Origin of the sequence: Paracoccus angustae, from assembly GCF_042648745.1 — a bacterium.
GTDB lineage: Bacteria > Pseudomonadota > Alphaproteobacteria > Rhodobacterales > Rhodobacteraceae > Paracoccus > Paracoccus angustae.
In genome coordinates this window covers 19956-38301 of the sequence record NZ_JBHRXY010000025.1, presented here as the reverse complement: position 1 = coordinate 38301, position 18346 = coordinate 19956, and the positions used below count along the sequence as shown (strand labels likewise).

Genomic DNA, 18346 nt, shown 5'->3' with positions numbered 1-18346 from the left:
TTCCTCAAGGTCCACAAACCAAAAAGCCCGCTTCCCCGTCCCCATCAGCGTTCCCGCCTTCGGTGAAGCGGTATTTAGGCCGGGGGCGCAAAGGACGCAAGAGGAAAAACCGCGAAATCCGAAATTTCTTGGCCTTGCCCCGGATCCGTCTTGGAATCCCTTGCTCGCATAGGATTTCTGCCTGGGCCGGTGCCTGGGCCGAAGCCGCCCGCGGACCTCCTCACCTTGCGGGTCGGGCGGAGCCGGAAGGAAAGACTTGCGCCAGGGCGCGGCAGCCTTCCACAAATCCCGTCAGGCGATGCGGAGGCGTCATGCAGAATCGTCCCTACCCCACGCTGTCCCAGGCCGCGCGCATCTGGGCGCGGATCGGGCTTCTCAGCTTCGGAGGGCCGGCGGGGCAGATCGCGCTGATGCACCGCATCCTGGTCGAGGAGCAGCGCTGGCTGGGCGAGAAGCGATTCCTGCACGCGCTGAACTTCTGCATGCTGCTGCCCGGCCCCGAGGCGATGCAGCTCGCGATCTATATCGGCTGGCTGATGCACCGCATTCCGGGCGGCATCGTCGCGGGGCTGCTGTTCGTGCTGCCGGGCCTGGTCTCGATCATGGCGCTGTCCTGGATTTATGCGCTTTGGGGCCAGACCGACACGCTTGGGGCGCTGTTTTTCGGGCTGAAGGCCGCCGTTCTGGCCATCGTCGTGCAGGCGGTGATCCGCATCGGCGCGCGCGCGCTGAGGAACGGCGCGATGATCGCCGTGGCCGTGGGCTCCTTCGTGGCGATCTTCGCCCTTGGCGTGCCCTTTCCGGTGATCATCCTGGCGGCGGGCCTGATCGGCCTTGCGGGCGCGCGGGCGGGGCTTGCGGCCTTTCGGGGCGGGGGCCATGGCAAGGCGGGCGGCGTTTCCGTGGCCCCCGCCGAAACCCTGCTGGGCGAAGACGCGCCCGATCATGCGCGCATCGGCCCGGCCGGGGCCCGGCGCCTGTCCGCGCTGTTTCTGGCGCTGTGGCTGGTTCCTGTGGCGGCGCTGTTCCTGCTAGCGGGTCCGGGCAACGTCTTTGCCCAGATCGCGGGGTTCTTCAGCGTCATGGCGGTGGTGACCTTTGGCGGCGCCTACGCGGTCCTGGCCTATGTCGCCCAGCAGGCGGTCGACACCTATGGCTGGCTGGCGCCCGGAGAGATGCTGGACGGCTTGGGAATGGCCGAGACCACGCCCGGCCCGCTGATCATGGTCACGCAATTCGTGGGCTTCATGGGCGCGTTCCGCGACCCGGGCGCCATGCCGCCGCTGCTGGCGGGCACGCTGGGCGGGCTGCTGACGACCTGGGTGACCTATGTGCCCTGCTTCCTGTGGATCTTCCTCGGCGCGCCCTTTGTCGAGCGGCTGCGCGACAACCATGTCCTGTCGGCGGCGCTGACCGCGATCACGGCGGCGGTGGTGGGGGTGATCGGGAATCTGGCGGTCTGGTTCGGGCTGCATGTGCTGTTCGGCCAATTGCGGACCCTGACGGCCTGGGGGCTGGCGCTGGACTGGCCCGTCTGGCGCACGCTGGATCCGGCGGCCCTGCTGCTGGTGGTCGCGGCGATGATCGCGGTGTTCCGCTTTCGCCTGGGCGCAGTCGCGGTGCTGGCAGGCTGCGCCTTGGCGGGTCTGGTTCTGCGCCTGGCCGGGATCGCCTGACCGGCCGCCGCCTCCGCGCCGACGGCGGCCCGGCCCGCACATCGGCATCCTTGCGGTGAACCGCCAGCCGCTTTCCGGCGTTCCGGCATCGTCGTTCCAGCCGCGCGGTGCCCCGTGATCCCATCCCTTCCGCCGTCCCGCATCGAGCCGCCGCAGCAAACCGACGTGGTGCGCCTTGCCGCGGCCCTGCTGATCGCGGCCATTGTCATCGCCGCGCTTTACCTGGGACAGGTGGTGCTGATCCCCCTGGCTGTCGCCTTTCTCATCAGCTTTGCCCTGGGACCGCTGGTGCACTGGCTGGTGCGGCACGGGCTTTCGCGGATGCTGGCCGTGGCGCTGACGCTGGCGATGGTGCTGACGGTGCTGGGCGGGCTTGGCGCCCTTGTCTCCGTGCAGGTGCAGTCGCTGGGGGCGCAGCTTCCGACCTATCAGTCCACCATCCGCACCAAGATCAAGGATCTGGGCGCGCGGATGGAAGGGCCGGGCTTTCTGGAAGGCGCGCTGGAAACCGTGGACACCGTTCAAAAGGAAGTGGCCGAGGTCGTGGGCGGAGACGAGAACGAGGTTCCGCCCCAGCGGGTGCGCGTGATCCCCGAACCGGTCTCGCCCTTCAGGACCGCCATGCTGTGGCTGTCGCCGCTTCTGGCCCCGGTCGCCACGGCGGGCATCGTGCTGGTCTTCGTCGTGCTGATCCTGCTGGACCAGGGCGATCTGCGCGACAGGCTGCTGCGCATCCTGGGCGGCAGCATCCACCGTTCCACCGACGCGCTGGAGGAGGCCAGCAAGCGCATCTCGAAATACCTGCTGATGCAGCTTGTGGTGAACGTCACCTATGCGATCCCCATGGCGCTTGGCCTGTGGGCCATCGGCGTGCCGGGCTGGATCCTTTGGGGGACGCTGGCGGCCGTTATGCGCTTCATCCCCTATGTCGGGCCGATCCTGTCGGCGATCTTCCCCCTCAGCCTGGCCTTTGCGGTCGATCCGGGCTGGAACATGGTGCTGATGACCGCCGCGCTGATCCTGGCGCTGGAACTGGTGTCCAACAACGTGGTCGAGCCGCTGCTTTACGGCAGCAGCACCGGGCTGTCGGTTCTGTCGCTGATCGCGGCGGCAACCTTCTGGACGGCGATCTGGGGGCCCGTGGGGCTGGTCCTGTCCACGCCGCTGACCGTCTGCCTGCTGGTGGTCGGCCGCTATATTCCCCAGCTGTCGATCCTCGAAACGCTGCTGGGATCCGGCCCCGCGCTCAGCCGTCCGACCCGCATCTACCAGCGCCTCATCGCCAACGATCCCGACGACGCCATCGACATCGCCGAGGACGCCATCGAGGAAACCTCCGTCACCGCCTTTTACAACGACGAAGGGATGGAGGTGCTGCGCCAGGCCAGCATCGACTATATCAACAACGCCCGCGCCGAGCACCGGCTGCGCATCGCCAACGGCATGGACGAACTGCTGGAGGAGATCCGCGAGGAACATCCCGCCGACCTGCCGCCGGATGCCGCCCCCCGGGTCGCCTGCATCGCGGGCAAGTGGGAAATCGACCGCCAGGCCTGCGAGATGCTGGCCCACAGCCTTGCCCTGGACGGCCTGCCCGCCGTGGTGCGGGCGTCGGGCAGCATCACCTCGCGCTATGTCGCGGGGCTGGAACTCGAGGGCGTGCAGGTGGTGGTGCTCAGCTTCTTCAGCCGCGAACCGGACGCGGCGGCGCGCAACCTGATCCGCCGCCTGCGGGCGCGGTGGCCGCAGCCCCGGATCGTGCTGGGCCTGTGGGGCATCCCGCCCGAGGCGCTGGACCCGCAGCGGCACGAGGCGCTTGGCGCGGATGCGGTTGTGGCCTCGATCAAGGAGGCGACGGGCCGCATCGCGTTGCTGACAAGCGAGGCCAGAAAGGCCGAGGCCGGGGTCGCGCAGGATCCGCAGGCCGCCGCACTGCGGGACGAGACCCTGCGGAACGTGGCGCTGGACGACCCTGAACTGCGCGAAGACCTGAACGACTATGCGCTTCGCGCCGCCGATGTGTTCGACATGAAGACCGCCGCGATCATCGCCATCGGCCCCGCCCATGAACTGGTGATCGGCGCCAGCCGCGACCTGCCCGGCCCGCGCACGGCGGACGGGCGCAACCTTGTCATGCTGTCCCCCGAGGCGCCCCTGGCAGCCCGGCTGCTGGCCGAGGATGGTCCGCTGATGATCCCCGACATCGAACGCGATCCGGTCCTGGCGCAGCACGACATCCTGCGCGCCTGGTCGGCCCGCGCCCTTGCCGCGGCGCCCATGCGGCAGGCCGACGGAGTGGTTCTGGGCGCGCTGTTCCTGATCCATGACGAGGTGCGCGAGCTTGACGACGAGGAGCTTCGGCTGCTGGAAACCCTTGCCGCCGAGGTGGCCGAGCGGATGACCGGCGAGAAATCCGCCCCCCTGCCCGAACCGGAAAGGCCCGCCGTCTCGGCCACGGTGGGCCAGCAGGTGCCGGACTGAACCCGGGCGCGCGCGAACTGACGGCCCCCATGACCGGGTTCATGGCAAACATGCGGATCGCGCCGAAGGTGCTGGTGTCCGGCGATGTCGAAAGCGCCAGGCACGCTGTCGCCGAAAGGGCGGTGCTGCACCGGACAAAGCGCGATTGCCGCGGCCTCCTCCTGTCGCGCCTGCGCGGGGGCAAGGTCCGCGGCAGCGACATCCGCCCGGCAGTGGTCGCGCCCCAAGATCAACTCGCTGCTGGTCCGGGTCGGCTATCCGATCCTGTCCCGACGAGGCCATCTTCCGAAAAACCGGCAGGCCGGGCCGACCCCCTGCCGGACGAACCGAGGCGCGGCCGTCACGGCGTGATCAGGTACTTCTCGCCCGTGGCCTTGCGGACATAGGCCGCGACCGTTTCCGGCTCCAGCGCCTGTTCCAGGGTGATCCGGGCGGTGTAGTGGCTGGCGAAGGTCGTTGTTCTTTCCTCCACCACACGCTGGCGCATCCGCTCGACCGTGGCGGGTTCCAGGCGTTGCAAGGCCCGGAACAGCAGCCAGCCGCCCACGCTCCAGCTGAAGCCGAAGCTGCGGTGCAGGACGGTGGGGCCGGTATCCAGCGCGCCGTAGATATAGCCCTGCTTCTTCACCGCCGAGCCGTAGCGGTCATAGGCGGCGGCGTCGCGCAGCGCGACCGTTTCCATGGCGTTCAGGACGATGCTGGTTGTCTCGCCCCCGCCGATGGCGTCAAAGCACAGGGTGGCGCCGGTGGCGGCGACCGCTTGCGTCAGATCCTCGTGGAAACTGGCCGTGCTGCTGTCCACCACATGCGCCGCGCCAAGGCCGCGCAGCAGGGCGGCCTGTTCGGGGCTGCGGACGATATTGACCAGGCCGATGCCGTCGGCCTTGCAGATCCGCGCCAGCATCTGCCCCAGGTTGGATGCGGCGGGCGCGTGAACGATGGCCTTGTGCCCCTCGGCCCGCATGGTTTCGACAAAGCCGAGCGCGGTCAGCGGATTGACGAACAGCGCGGCACCTTCCTCGGGCCCGGCGCCCTCGGGCAGGACCAGGCAATCCCCGGCCCCGATCAGGCGCAGCCGGGCATACATGGCCCCGCCCAGCATCGCCACCCGCCTGCCGATCAGGTGCTGCTGGTCGGGCCCCGCCGCGACAACGGTTCCCGCTCCCTCGTTGCCAACGGGCAGGGACTGGCCGATCCGGGACCGCAGGGCGGGCATGGCCGCATCCGGGATGCGGGCGGTCAGCGCGTCGCCGTCCCGGCTCAGCGTGGACAGGTCGGCCGGGCCGAACATCAGCCCAAGGTCGGACGGGTTGATCGGCGCCGCCTCGACCCGCACCAGCAGCTGGCCCGGACCGGGTTCGGGCAGGATGACCCGCTCCAGGTGCAGCCGCAGCGTGCCGTCGGCGGAAACGGTTGTTCTCAGTTCCAGGCTGTCGCGGTTCATGTGTCCTCCGGCTGCGGTTCGGCCGACTGTCCCGCAGTCGGCCGCCGGGTTCAACCGCTTTGACGGCGCATGGCCCGGAAAAGCCGGTGCGACCCGACCGCGCGCCGGCGAAGGGCGGCCGCGTCCGGCGGCTCAGTTCCGCGGCGAATCGCCGTGATGCTCTCTCATCCGGTCCACATCGCCCAGGCTTCCCGGATGCGGCTTGCGGTGCGCCTTGTTCCAGACCCAGGTGGCGGCCCACAGGACGATGCCGATGGCCAGCAGCCAGGCGGCGATGCGGTACTGGTCCATCTGCGCCGCGCTGCGCGCCCACGGCCCGGCCAGAAAGGCGCAGCTTGCCGCGCCGATCCAGGGCGTGATGCCCGGCGCGCGGAAATGGCCGTGTTCGACCGGACGGCGCCGCAGCACGATCAGCGAGACGTTGACCACCGTGAAGACGCACAGCAACAGCAGCGAGGTGGTTCCCCCCAGCAGGCTGACCGCCGGAAGGTCCGAGCGCGTGACCACGAACCAGATCAGCCCGAAGGCCAGCGCGGTCGTGAACAGGATCGCCACCCAGGGCGTGCGGCGGGCATGGTGGACCAGCCCCAGTCCATGCGGCAGAACCCCCTGCCGCGCCAGGCCATAGATCAGGCGGCTGGCCATCAGCATGTTGATCAAGGCCGAGTTCGCGACCGCGAACATGCCGATAAACGGGAAGATCCGGTCGAAGGGCAGGTTCGGCGCGCCCGCCCGCACCACCTGCGTCAGGGCCGATCCCTTGTCGGGGTCCGAGAGATCCCCCACCGGCACCAGGGCCACCGCGCAGATCGACACCAGGACATAGATCACGCCCGTGATCGCCAGCCCGCTCAGCATGATGCGCGGGAAGATGCGGACGGGATCCTTGACCTCCTCGGCCATGTTGACCGAATCCTCGAATCCGACCATGGCGAAGAAGGCCAGGGCGGTCGCGGCGGTCAGGGACAGGAAGGCGCCCTTTTCCTCGGACGAGCGGAAAACCATCACCTCGGAAAAGTCGGCGCGGCCCTGGGACATGGCGTAAAAGCCCACGAAGATGATCATCAGCAGGCCGGTCAGTTCCACAAAGGTCAGCACGACGTTCGCCTTGACGCTTTCGCCCACCCCTCGCAGGTTGACGGCCGCCACCAGCGCCATGAAGCCGAGCGCCAGAGCCAGAATGCCGGCGCCGCCCTTGGCAAGGCCCAGGCCGAAGCCGTCGTTCAGGAAGCCCGCAAAGGCGTTGGATGCCGTCGAGGCCGAGGTGATCCCCGAACACATCACCGTAAAGGCCACCAGAAAGGTCAGGAAATGGATGCCGAAGGCGCGGTGCGCATACAGCGCCGCCCCCGCCGCCTGCGGATAGCGCGTCACCAGCTCGAGATATGAAAGGGCGGTGATCGTGGCCACCAGAAAGGCCACAAGGAAGGGCGCCCAGGCAGCGCCCCCGACCTCGGCGGCGACGGTGCCGGTCAGGGCATAGACGCCGGTTCCCAGGATGTCGCCGACGATGAACAGCAACAACAGCTTCGGACCCATGACGCGGTGCAGCTCGGGCTGGTGCGCCGCCCCGGCAGGATGTGCTTGTGACATGTCGCCCCCCTTGCGGTGTCGTTCAAGACTGGCCCGCAAGGTCCGATCCGGCAAGCGGAATCTCCCGCCGGCATCGTGGTCCGCCCTGCCGACCCGGGCCATTTCCCGGGCCGCGGTCCCGCTTGCCCGGCCGCGGAACGCTCCGCGGCCGGTGGCGTTTCAGGCGTCGGCCTGGCGGGTCTTGCGGTTCCAGCGGATCGAGGACCACAGCGACACCCCGATCAGCGCCGCGCCGCCCAGGCCGGTGACAACCTCGGGGATCTGGACGAAGGATTGCAGGAACATGATCACCGAAAGGGCGATGATCGCGTAAAAGGCGCCGTGTTCCAGATAGCGGTACTGGGCCAGCGTGCCCTTTTCCACCAGCATGATGGTCATGGACCGCACATACATGGCCCCGATCCCCAACCCGATGGCGATGATGAACAGGTTCTGGGTCAGCGCGAACGCCCCGATCACGCCGTCAAAGCTGAAGGACGCGTCCAGCACCTCCAGATACAGAAACGCGCCCAGGCCGCCCTTGGCCCCCGCGACCAGCGTTTCCTGAGTGCTGTCCAGCAGCCCGCCCAGAACCTCGACCAGCAGGAAGGTCAGAAGGCCCCAGATCGCGGACTTGAAGAAAACCTCGGATTCCACGGGATCCAGGAAGCGCGAGAAGATCAGGATCAGCGACAGCACCAGGGCGACCTCGATGCCGCGGATGGTGGCGTATTTCTGCATCTTGGATTCCAGCCAGCGGACCCAGTGCACGTCCTTCTCGTGGTCGAAGAAGAAGGACAGCCCGACCATCATCAGGAAGGTGCCGCCGAAGGCCGCGATGGGCAGGTGCGCGTCGTGCATGATGCGGGCGTATTCCTCGGGCCGTGCGGCGGCCAGAACCACGGCCTCCCACGGGCCGATCCTGGCGGCGATCACCACGATCAGCAGCGGAAACACGATCCGCATCCCGAACACCGCGATCAGGATCCCCCAGGTCAGAAAGCGGCGCTGCCACACCGGGGTCATTTCCTTCAGCTTGTTGGCGTTGACGATGGCGTTGTCGAAGGACAGCGAGATTTCCAGGATCGCCAGAACCAGGCAGATGAAGAAGATGGTCAGCATGCCGCCGACGGTTCCGGTCATCTGCCAGCCCAGATAGGCGCCCAGGATCAGGCCCAACGCCGTGACGATGAAGGCCCAGGTGAAATAGCGGAGAAGCGGCCGGGCGTCGGGGCTCGGGCCAGGAGAGGACAGTCCGTTTTCCATGCGAAAAGGTCCAGGCGGCTGGTTCAAGGATCAGTGCCGACATCACGGATGTGCCGCCACATCCGCCAGAGGGGCCCGGTCACCCAGTCTGCATCCGCAGGTGCGCGGATGCGCGTCTATACGTCGGCCGGGCCGATTTCGGAAGCGGTCAATTCGCGGAACGCGGCAGGAACGCCATTTCATCCCGTCCCGCGCCGCCCGCGCGGCCATCACGCCATGGCGGCGCTGCCGGTGCGCACGGCGGTCCGGCATCCGCATCGGCAGGGCGGCCGGGCGGCACGACACGGAGATGGCGGGCGCAGGGGTCCTGCCGCACGGTGGCGGTTGTTTTCAGCCGTCGGTCCGGGCGGCCCGCAGCCGTCTTATTCGGCAACCGACGCGGCACCGTCGCCTGGACCCCACGTCGCGTCGAAGCGGTCCGCGTCAGGGGCCGTTGCGCAGGACCTCGGCCGACGACGATCCGAACCCCGGGGGGATTGCCGCACGGCCGCCTCGAAGCGCCCGACAACGGCCCTGGTCTGCTTTTCCAGCGGGATGGGTCTCGACAGTGAAACCGATTGTGCCTAATGTCGACAACAAGACGACATGCCGTTGCGGTCACGGTCGGCACGCGGGGCGGCATGCTTTCCGGGCCGGCAGCACAAGGACGCCACAGATGGAAGACGATGCCAAGACCAAGCGCGCCAAGGGGACCGGCTGGCGGCACATCTATGATACGCTTCATGACGAGATCCTGACCCTGAAGCTGCAACCGGGGCAGCTTCTGGACGAAACCACCATCGCGGACCGCTTCAGGATGTCGCGGTCCCCGGTGCGCGAGGCGCTGATCTGGCTGGCGGGCGAGGATCTGGTGGTCACGCTCCAGAACCGCTCGACCATCGTGGCGCCCATCGACGTGCTGAGCTTTCCGAAATACGTCGAGGCGCTGGACGTGGCGCAGCGGCTGAACACGCGGCTGGCGGCAGAGCTGCGCGGCGAACAGGATCTGCTGGCGATCGCGCAGCGCCAGAAGGATTTCGAGGACGCGGTCGGCAAGGCCGACTGGCTGAAGATGTCCCATGCCAACATGCAGTTCCACATGGCCATCGCCCATGCCGGCAAGAACCCCTATATCGCGTCCTTCTACGAACGCCTGCTGAAGCAGGGCCGTCGGATGCTGCACCTGCATTTCGAGTTCCTGGAACGCACCTCGGACGGCTATCTGCTGACGGACGAGCACAACGACATGCTGGAGGCGATCCGCCAGAAGGACATCGAGCGCGCGGACGCGCTGGCCCATGCCCATACAAGGCAGTTCCGCGACAACTTTTTCGACTTCATGAAGGAAAACTATGCGACCGGCGTGAACCTGACGGGCCTTCGCCGGTCGGCGTGACCGCCGCCGATACGTCGCGGCCGGTCCCCCTCTGTCTGCCAGCCGCGTTCCCACAAGGTCTTCGCGGCGGTCGGCCCGGGGCCGCTCGCGGCGTCTTTGCGGGTCTTCAGCCCGGGTTGGGCGGGAAAGCCGCCGAAGCCCTGCGCTGTTCAGGCCGAGCCTCTGGCTGACCAGCATCCCGGCCTTGATCTCGCGCGCGGCGCGGTGCGCGGTCAGTCCCTTTGCATCCATGACTGGCCTCTTGGACTGGCCTCTTGCGTCTACGGGCACCAGCAGGTGATCGACCGGCATGCCGGGGGGTGGCGCCCGCCAGCGCCATCATCGGGTTGAAGCTATGCGCCGTCAGCAGATAGCCAGGTTGCCGACAGCCAAATCGGTCAATGAAGTGTCGCCCGGCCATTTCGGCCAGAAAAGTTGCCGGTTCATGTCACGACGGTGCAGCGCAAGAAGGGCGACAAAGGCTGATCTCTCGCCAGAGTATAAGGTCTGTATCGGCAGCACGTTGACGGGAATCGCCGGAGTTCTTGCAGGTTCCCTAAGCGTCAGGCTTCTTCCCGATGCCTGCGTCCAAACGGTCGGAGCGGCCCTCCAAAGGCATTCCTATATGCCTTTCCCAACGCAGATGGGCTTGAATACCCGCAGCGAAGCGCGATGGTCTGGACATCGAGGTTCGTACTGCGGGCAAGATCTCGGGCCCGGGTCAGGCGCAGCATCTGGAAATAGCGGCCGGGTGACATTCCGGCCTCGCCGCGAAACAGCCGCTCCATACTGCTCAGCGAGAGACCGGACCGCGCGGCTATCTGGGTGATCGGCACGGGCGTCTCGATCATCTCAACCATCAGATCAATCACGTGATGAAGACGGGCCGAAGCCTTGCCCGTGGTCAAGAGGATCCGGGTTCCTGCGCGGACCGTGGAATGATCGCTGTCATGGAGGAACATGGAAGAAGCCAGGAAGGCGCTGCCCTTGCCGAAACGGTCTTGGATCAACTTCAGGATCAGACCTAAGGCCCCGGATGCGTCGCCGCAGGACCAGAACCGGCCTTCCATGACGAAGGGCGTGGGGTCCACATGAACGTCGGGAAAGGCTTCGGAGAATTCGGGAAGCAGCGACCAGTGGATCGTGGCGCGATGTCCTGAAAGCAGTCCTGCGGCCGCAAGAAGCCATGGCCCTGTATCAGCACCGATAACGACCCTGCTTTGCCGGGACAGCGATGACATGCGGCGCATACCGCTGGCGTTGCAATGTTCGCGAAAACCATAGCCTGCGACCACGATCAGCAGGTCAAGGGATCCACCCCGCACAGCGTCAGGAGCCACCAGAAGCCCGCTTGATGACCGCACCGGGTTTCCATCCGCCGTCAGCACCTGCCAGCGCAGATTTTCCTGCCCCTGGTCGCGGACCGCCCGCAGCGGTTCAAGCAGGCAGGACAGGACCATGTTCGAAAATCCCTCGAACAGCAGGATAGCAACGCGCATGACGAACTTTGACGGATTTGGACTTTCAGTGAAGAAATAGGACCAATTCATGAAGAAAAAAAGCTTTAGCCTGTGACCTTCCGAATAGAGGAAGGTTGCAATGCCGCTGGCCATCAACAAGAACGTCTTCATCACCTGCGCGGTTACCGGATCGGGGTCGACACAGGACCGGTCGCCGCATGTGCCGCGCAGTCCGAAGCAGATCGCCGACAGCGCCATTGCGGCGGCAAAGGCGGGGGCGGCCGTGGTTCACTGCCATGTGCGCGATCCGGAAACAGGCAGGCCGTCGCGCCGGCTGGATCTTTATCGGGAGGTCACAGAACGCATCCGTGAAGCCGATACGGACGTCGTGCTGAACCTGACCGCCGGCATGGGCGGCGACATCGTCTTCGGCCATACGGAAGCGCCCTTCCCTGTCAACACGGCAGGCACCGACATGGTGGGCGCGACGGAACGCATGGCCCATATTGCCGAATGTTTGCCCGAGATTTGCACGCTGGATTGCGGCACCATGAACTTTGCCGAAACCGACTATGTCATGACCAACACCCCAGGAATGCTAAGGGCCATGGGCGGCATGATGACAGCCCTTGGCGTGAAGCCGGAAATCGAGGCCTTCGATACTGGCCACCTGTGGTTTGCCAAGGAACTGGTTCGCGAAGGCACGTTGGCGGGGCCCGCTCTCGTGCAACTCTGCATGGGGGTGCCGTGGGGGGCGCCCAACGACCTCAACACCTTTATGGCCATGGTGAATGCGGTGCCCGAGGATTGGTGCTGGTCGGCCTTCAGTCTGGGTCGCGATCAGATGCCTTATGTCGCGGCGGCCGTGCTGGCGGGCGGCAATGTGCGCGTCGGGTTGGAGGACAACCTGTGGCTGGGCAAGGGCCAACTTGCCTCGAACGCACAACTTGTCGAACGGGCCGCCACGATCATCGAAACCATGGGCGCGCGCGTCATAAGTCCTCGCGAAGTGCGAGAAAAGCTGGGTCTGGTGAAACGCGCTCCGAAGGGAGTTGCGGCATGAGCAAGGCAGCCATCATCGGCGGAGGGGTCATCGGCGGTGGCTGGGCCGCGCGCTTTCTGCTCAACGGCTGGGACGTTGCGGTCTTCGATCCCGATTCCCAGGCCGAACGCAAGATCGGCGAGGTCCTGACCAATGCCCGGCGCGCCCTGCCCGCGCTCTATGACAGAGCACTGCCGCCCGAAGGCCGGCTGACTTTTCACGCGGATTTGGCCGATGCTGCGGCAGGCGCCGATTGGGTGCAGGAAAGCGTTCCTGAAACCCTGTCCCTGAAACATCGCATCCTGCCTGCGATCCAGCAGGCCGCCGGGCCGGAGGCGGTGATCGGCTCCTCGACCTCGGGCTTCAAGCCGTCGGAACTGAACGCGTCTGGAACCCGGGCCATTGTGGCCCATCCGTTCAACCCGGTTTATCTGTTGCCGCTGGTCGAATTGGTGGGCGATCCGGCAACGTGCGCCAAAGCCGCTGACATCCTGCGCGCCATCGGTATGTATCCCTTGGTTGTCCGCAAGGAGATCGACGCCCATATCGCGGACCGTTTGCTGGAGGCCGTCTGGCGCGAGGCGCTTTGGCTGGTCAAGGACGGCATCGCCACCACCGCGGAAATCGATGAATCGATCCGCATGGGCTTCGGCATCCGCTGGGCTCAGATGGGCCTGTTCGAGACGTATCGGATCGCCGGGGGCGAGGCCGGCATGGCGCATTTCATGGCGCAGTTCGGCCCTGCGCTTTCCTGGCCCTGGACGAAGCTGACGGACGTGCCGGACTTCAACGACGACCTGGTTGACCTGATCGCATCGCAGTCCGACATCCAGTCGGGACATTTGTCGATCCGGGATCTGGAACGGCTGCGCGACGACAATGTGGTCGGCATCATCCGCGCGCTGCGGCGCATGGGCAGCGGCGCGGGCGGCGTTGTCCGCGCGCATGAAGAAACTCTGGCCGATATAGGCGAGCGAGATGGATTGCCGGTCACCGCCACCCGTCAAGTCCCCATCAGCTGGACCGACTACAATGGCCATATGAACGAAGCCCACTATCTTGAAGCCGCGTCGCTGGCGACGGATCGGTTCATGGAGATGATCGGCGCGGACGCGGCCTATGTCGCCTCGGGCCGCAGCTACTTCACGGTCGAGAACCATATCCGCTATCTCGATGAAATCCATGCGGGTGACCGCCTGACCATCACCACGCAAGTGTTGGCGGGGAAAGGCAAGCGCCTGCATCTGTTTCACCGCCTGTGGCGTGGCGACGACGCCCTTGCCGCCACGGTCGAGACGATGCTGATCCATACTGACCTTTCCACCCGCCGCAGCAGCGAACCAGAAGGCGCAGTATCGGAAAGCTTGTCCGGCTGGGTGGCGTCCCACGCTGGTCTGGAAGCCGAGGGGGCCGGTCGTTTTGTCGGCCAGCCCGCCACCGGCCCAACCTAGCGAGTGGGGCTATCGAAAGGGGCCAGCGATGTGGTGAATTGTAACGACACGGTTTTCCAGCCGTCGAACCAGCCCCTGACGGTCACGATCCTGGTCTTGCCTGACGCTTCGTTGATGAGCATGGCAGCCACGCTTGACCCGATGCGGGCCGCGAACCGGATTTCGGGTCAGCGGCCCTATTGCTGGAAAGTCGTGTCGATGGACGGCCGGTCCATTACGACCAGTTGTGGTCTGACGCTTCAGGTGGACGGCCGCTTCGCGCCCCAGGACCGCTGTGACGTTCTGATCGTGGTTGCCGCCTTCAACGTCACCGGACATGCCTCGCCCTCGATGCTGGCCGCGGTGCGGCAGGCGGCGCGCCGCGCGCGCATGGTCGGGGGCGTCGAGGCAGGCAGTTGGGTGCTGGCGATGGCTGGCCTTCTGGATCAGCGCCGGGCCACCACCCATTGGGAGGATCTGGAGGACTTCGCCGTGCGCTTTCCGCAGGTCCGCGTGATCCCCGACCGCTGGGTGGTGGATGGCACGGTCTTCACGACGGGCGGCGCGGCCCCGGCCCTAGATTTCATGCTGGCGCTGGTCCGGGCCCGCCAGGGCTTTGGTGCTGCCCTGAACGTCGCAAGCCTTTATGTCTATGACGAGGTGCGGCTGCCCTCGGACGCCCAGCCTCTGGTATCGCTGGGTCGCAACAGCCGGATCGATCCACGGCTGACTCGGTCGATCCGGATCATGGAGCAGCATATCGACACAACGCTGACGATCCACGACATCGCGAAACGCATTGGCTGCTCGATCCGCACGGTTGAAATTCTGTTTCGCCGGTCAACCCAGTGCTCTCCAGCAGTCTATTACCTGTCGCTGCGTTTGCAGGCGGCTCGACGGCTGGTCACCGATACCCGGCTGCCCATGGCCGATATCGCAGTGCGGACAGGTTTTTCTTCGATCGCCTCGCTGTCGAGGGCCTTCCGGCGGCAGTTCGGGCAAACACCATCTGCCGCCAGAAAAGGTTCACAGATCTAGCTTGGCCATGGCGGCTGCCTGACCGGGTTCGCCATCCACCGTGGTCACGCCATCAAGCCAGGCTTCCAGCACAGCCGGGTTGTCCTTCAGCCACCGGTTGGCCGCCTCGCGCCCCTCCATCCCCTCGTCCAGGATATAGGACATCATCACGTCCTCTGCCTCGACGGTGAAGGATAGGTTTGCCAGGAACTTGCCCAGGTTCGGGCAGTCCGCCGACAAACCCTTGCGCGTGTTCGTCAGCACGGTTGCGGCACCGTCTTCAGGGCCGAACATGTTGTTGCCGTCGGTCAGGTATTCGATGTCATAGCGCACGTTCATCGGATGGGGACGCCAGCCGAAGAACAGGATGTCGTCCTCTGCCCGAATGGCGCGCTCGACCTGGGCCAGCATGCCTTGCTCGCTCGACTCGACAAGTTCGAAATCGCCGAGGTCGAAGCCATTGTTCGCGATCGTCTCCAGGATGGTGGTGTTCGCACTGCTGCCGGACTCGATCCCGTAGATCTTGCCGTCAAGTTGGTCCTTGAACCTGGCAATGTCGCCATAGGTCTTCAATCCGGCTTCATATGTGGCGGCCGGGACTGCAAACCCGATCAATGCGCCTTCCAGATTGGGACGGACGACCTCGATCTCTCCGGCATCGACCAGCGGCTTCTGGATCGGCTCTTGCAACGGCATCCAGTTGCCCAAGAAGATGTCCGTATCACCTTGCTTCAACGACTCGAAGGTCACGGCAACCGACAGGACTTGAACCTCTGGATCATATCCCAACGCCTCAAGCACCAAGCTTGCAGCCGAGGTGGTGGCGGTGATGTCGGTCCAGCCGACGTCGGAAAAGCTGGGGTTTCGGCACTGGTCGGGTTCTGCCGCATGAACCTGTGGCAGGAATGCAAAGGATGCGAGAAGTGTCGCGGCGATCTTCTTCATGGTTCTCCCCTTCGTTGCTGGTAAAGGATTTTGCAATCCCGTCGCCTTAGCAAAGATATGCCCTAGGACAGGACATGGTTGGCAAACCGCGCAGGGTTCTTTCCATTATGCGCAACATTGCTAAGGGTATTATCGTCCCGTGTCATCGTGGTTGGTCTTAACAGGACATGCAGAACCACGATCTGATACCTATGCGCCTCTGCCGCTGGGGTACAAACTGTAGGCACCAGGTAGAATTATCGCGCTCTAGGGTTGGTGCTCACTTGAGGATTTCCTTGCGTGTGTTTGCATGATTCACTTCTTTCGCGAGGCCATGGAGGCGAGTCATGCGAGGGCATTTGTTCTGGCTGAGCGAGGGAGAGTGGGCGCGGATCGAGCCGCGTTCGCCTAAGAGAATACGAATGGCGTTCGCTCGAGAATCGCGCAGCGGAGGACAGACCATAGAGTTCCTCAAGACGGGCCTGAACATCGCCCACCGACAAACCGGCGGCATAAGCCCGATGAGTTTGTCATCGTTCCGTCGATCCGGGTCCGGCCCTTCCGGATCAACACGGGCTCAAAGCTACCCTCCGGTCGCGCGGCACAGCCAACGGGACTTCGCCGTCCGCTTTGTCACGATCCTGGTCCGGCGGTTGGTCTGCTCGGGCCAAGGAGGTGCGGCGGGCGACCGCGCGCGATCCCGTGCCCGCGTCAGGTCGCGGATCCGGTCCATGCCGCAGGAACCCGTCGGGGTGAAGGGATGGCGATCAGGGTGCCGGGGGCGAGGGGCGGCGCCCGCCCTGCATCCCGCCGCGCCGGGCGTCGGCGGGTTGCGACCCAAGGGCCATGGTTCTGACCGCGCGGGGCGACCGCATCGTCCGCGCTTGCCCGGCCGGGGCGACCGCATCGTCCGCGCTTGCCCGGCCGGGGCGATGGACGGCCGGGGGCTTGCGGACGGACCTGCCCGCCCGATTGCGGGCCGCGAAGCCGCCTTCAGACAGTCGCCGCCTGCCGCGCGGCCTTGCGGCGGGCGACGCGGGCCCGGATCGCTTCCACATCGGTCACGGGGGTCGCGGCGAAAAGCTGCCGGGTATAAGGGTGGGTCGGGTTGGCGAAGATCGCCTCGCGCGAGCCTTGTTCGACCGCCTCGCCCTTCGAGATCACCATCACCTCGTCCGCGATGTAGCGGACCACCGACAGGTCGTGGCTGACGAAGACATAGGTCAGGCCCATCTCGTCCTGCAAGTCGGCCAGCAGGTTCAGCACCTGCGCCTGCACCGACAGGTCCAGCGCCGAGACCGGCTCGTCCAGGACCAGCAGCGACGGGTTCAGCATCAAGGCCCGCGCGATGGCTATGCGCTGGCGTTGCCCGCCCGAGAACATGTGCGGATAGCGGTTGTAGTGTTCGGGCAGCAGCCCGACCTTTTCCAGCATCGCCTTGGCCCGGTCGCGTCGTTCGGCGGCAGGCGTGCCGGTGTTGATGACCAGCGGCTCGGTCAGCACGTCGCCGATCTTCTGGCGCGGGTTCAAGCTGCCGTAGGGGTTCTGGAACACCATCTGCACCTTGGAGCGCAGGTCGGGGCCGGGACGGCGGGCGGCGATGTCCACGCGCTGGCCGTCGATCAGCAGTTCTCCCCCGGACGGGGCGTCGATCAGCGCGATGATGCGGGCCAGGGTGGACTTGCCCGAGCCGGATTCGCCGACAATGGCCAGGGTCTTGCCCTTCTGCACGCTGAAGTCGATGCCCTTGACCGCGCGGACGGTTCTGGCGCGGCGGAACATGCTGCCCGGAACGTGGTAGTCGCGGACGATGCCGCGTCCCTCGACAACGGGGATCATTGCGCGGCCTCCGTGTCGAAAAAGTCGGACACGGTGGGCAGGCGGTCGCCGGTCGCATGTTCCGGCAGGGCCGACAGCAGCGCGCGGGTGTAAGGGCTTTGCGGGTTCTCGAACAGGTCCAGCACCTCGGCCTCCTCCATCTTGCGGCCCTTGTACTGGACCACCACGCGGTCGGCGGTTTCGGCCACCACGCCCATGTCATGGGTGATCAGGATCAGGCCCATGCCGTAATCCTCCTGAAGGGTCATCAGCAGATCCAGGATCTGCTTCTGGATGGTCACATCAAGCGCCGTCGTGGGTTCGTCCGCGATCAGCAGCCGCGGGTTCGAGGCGATGGCGATGGCGATCATCACCCGCTGGCACTGCCCGCCCGACATCTGGTGCGGATAGGCCTTCAGCTTTTCCTCGGGCTCGGGAATGCCCACGGCGCGGAACAGTTCGACCGCGCGCTGCCGGGCGGCCTTGCCCGACAGGCCCAGGTTCAGGCGCAGAACCTCCTCGATCTGGAAGCCCACGGTGAAGGACGGGTTCAGCGAGGCCACCGGCTCCTGGAAGATCATGGTGATCTCGCGCCCGATCAGCTTGCGCCGCTGCGCCTCGGTCATGGCCAGCATGTCCTGGCCGTCATAGGTCATCTGGTCGGCGGTGACGGTGGCGGTGTCGGGCAGAAGGCCCATCACCGCCAGCATCGACACCGACTTGCCCGACCCCGATTCGCCCACGATGGCCAGAACCTCGCCCCGGTCCACGGACAGGTCCACCCCGTCCACGGCGGTGAAGCTGCCGGTGGCGGTGGCGAATTTCACGGTCAGGTTTCGGATGGTCAGCAGGGACATGGGCA

At 65.9% G+C, this 18346-nt stretch carries 13 protein-coding genes; 6 read left to right on the top strand and 7 right to left on the bottom strand.

From position 1 onward, the window contains the following. Positions 1 to 311 precede the first annotated feature (311 nt). Together chrA and ACFOM8_RS18025 are read left to right on the top strand one after the other, a co-directional pair. A complete protein-coding gene (chrA, locus tag ACFOM8_RS18030; RefSeq protein ID WP_377763571.1) occupies positions 312 to 1676 on the top strand; it encodes a chromate efflux transporter in 1365 nt (454 codons plus the stop codon). Positions 1677 to 1790: 114 nt separating this feature from the next. After that, positions 1791 to 4157 carry an AI-2E family transporter gene (locus tag ACFOM8_RS18025; RefSeq protein ID WP_377763569.1) on the top strand — a complete coding sequence of 789 codons (2367 nt, stop codon included), beginning with the start codon at positions 1791 to 1793 and terminating at the stop codon, positions 4155 to 4157. A gap of 340 nt (positions 4158 to 4497) precedes the next feature. Here the strand turns inward: ACFOM8_RS18025 and ACFOM8_RS18020 are convergent, their stop codons facing one another. The 3 genes from ACFOM8_RS18020 to ACFOM8_RS18010 form a co-directional block, all read right to left on the bottom strand. Beyond that, a complete protein-coding gene (locus tag ACFOM8_RS18020) occupies positions 4498 to 5601 on the bottom strand; it encodes a zinc-binding dehydrogenase (RefSeq protein ID WP_377763568.1) in 1104 nt (367 codons plus the stop codon). 132 nt (positions 5602 to 5733) lie between these two features. Then, on the bottom strand, positions 5734 to 7194 hold the full coding sequence (locus tag ACFOM8_RS18015) for an APC family permease (RefSeq protein WP_377763567.1): 1461 nt from the start codon (positions 7192 to 7194) through the stop codon (positions 5734 to 5736). Between the two features lie 159 nt (positions 7195 to 7353). Beyond that, positions 7354 to 8439, bottom strand: a complete 1086-nt coding sequence (locus ACFOM8_RS18010) for a DUF475 domain-containing protein (RefSeq protein ID WP_377763565.1) — start codon at positions 8437 to 8439, stop codon at positions 7354 to 7356. Positions 8440 to 9094: 655 nt separating this feature from the next. Between ACFOM8_RS18010 and ACFOM8_RS18005 the strand changes: the two genes are divergently transcribed. Next, positions 9095 to 9814, top strand: a complete 720-nt coding sequence (locus ACFOM8_RS18005; protein ID WP_377763564.1) for a GntR family transcriptional regulator — start codon at positions 9095 to 9097, stop codon at positions 9812 to 9814. A 542-nt stretch (positions 9815 to 10356) separates the two neighbouring features. Here ACFOM8_RS18005 and ACFOM8_RS18000 read toward each other — a convergent pair. Next, on the bottom strand, positions 10357 to 11424 hold the full coding sequence (locus ACFOM8_RS18000; RefSeq protein ID WP_377763562.1) for a GlxA family transcriptional regulator: 1068 nt from the start codon (positions 11422 to 11424) through the stop codon (positions 10357 to 10359). Between ACFOM8_RS18000 and ACFOM8_RS17995 the strand changes: the two genes are divergently transcribed. From ACFOM8_RS17995 to ACFOM8_RS17985, 3 genes are all read left to right on the top strand, one after another. After that, the gene (locus ACFOM8_RS17995; protein WP_377763561.1) at positions 11393 to 12316 is read left to right on the top strand and encodes a BKACE family enzyme; all 924 of its coding nucleotides are present in this window, start codon (positions 11393 to 11395) and stop codon (positions 12314 to 12316) included. The two genes, ACFOM8_RS18000 and ACFOM8_RS17995, sit on opposite strands and share 32 nt — an antisense overlap. Next, a complete protein-coding gene (locus ACFOM8_RS17990; protein WP_377763559.1) occupies positions 12313 to 13746 on the top strand; it encodes a carnitine 3-dehydrogenase in 1434 nt (477 codons plus the stop codon). Before ACFOM8_RS17995 ends, ACFOM8_RS17990 begins: the two co-directional genes overlap by 4 nt. 120 nt (positions 13747 to 13866) lie before the next feature. Further along, positions 13867 to 14763, top strand: coding sequence for a GlxA family transcriptional regulator (locus tag ACFOM8_RS17985; protein ID WP_377763557.1), 897 nt, complete (start codon positions 13867 to 13869; stop codon positions 14761 to 14763). Here ACFOM8_RS17985 and choX read toward each other — a convergent pair. From choX to ACFOM8_RS17970, 3 genes are all read right to left on the bottom strand, one after another. After that, a complete protein-coding gene (gene choX / locus ACFOM8_RS17980; protein WP_377763556.1) occupies positions 14752 to 15687 on the bottom strand; it encodes a choline ABC transporter substrate-binding protein in 936 nt (311 codons plus the stop codon). The genes ACFOM8_RS17985 and choX overlap by 12 nt on opposite strands. A gap of 972 nt (positions 15688 to 16659) precedes the next feature. Next, positions 16660 to 17505 carry an ATP-binding cassette domain-containing protein gene (locus ACFOM8_RS17975; RefSeq protein ID WP_377763554.1) on the bottom strand — a complete coding sequence of 282 codons (846 nt, stop codon included), beginning with the start codon at positions 17503 to 17505 and terminating at the stop codon, positions 16660 to 16662. Next, positions 17502 to 18341 carry an ABC transporter ATP-binding protein gene (locus tag ACFOM8_RS17970; RefSeq protein WP_377763552.1) on the bottom strand — a complete coding sequence of 280 codons (840 nt, stop codon included), beginning with the start codon at positions 18339 to 18341 and terminating at the stop codon, positions 17502 to 17504. The genes ACFOM8_RS17975 and ACFOM8_RS17970 overlap by 4 nt, the downstream gene beginning before the upstream one ends. Positions 18342 to 18346 lie beyond the last annotated feature (5 nt).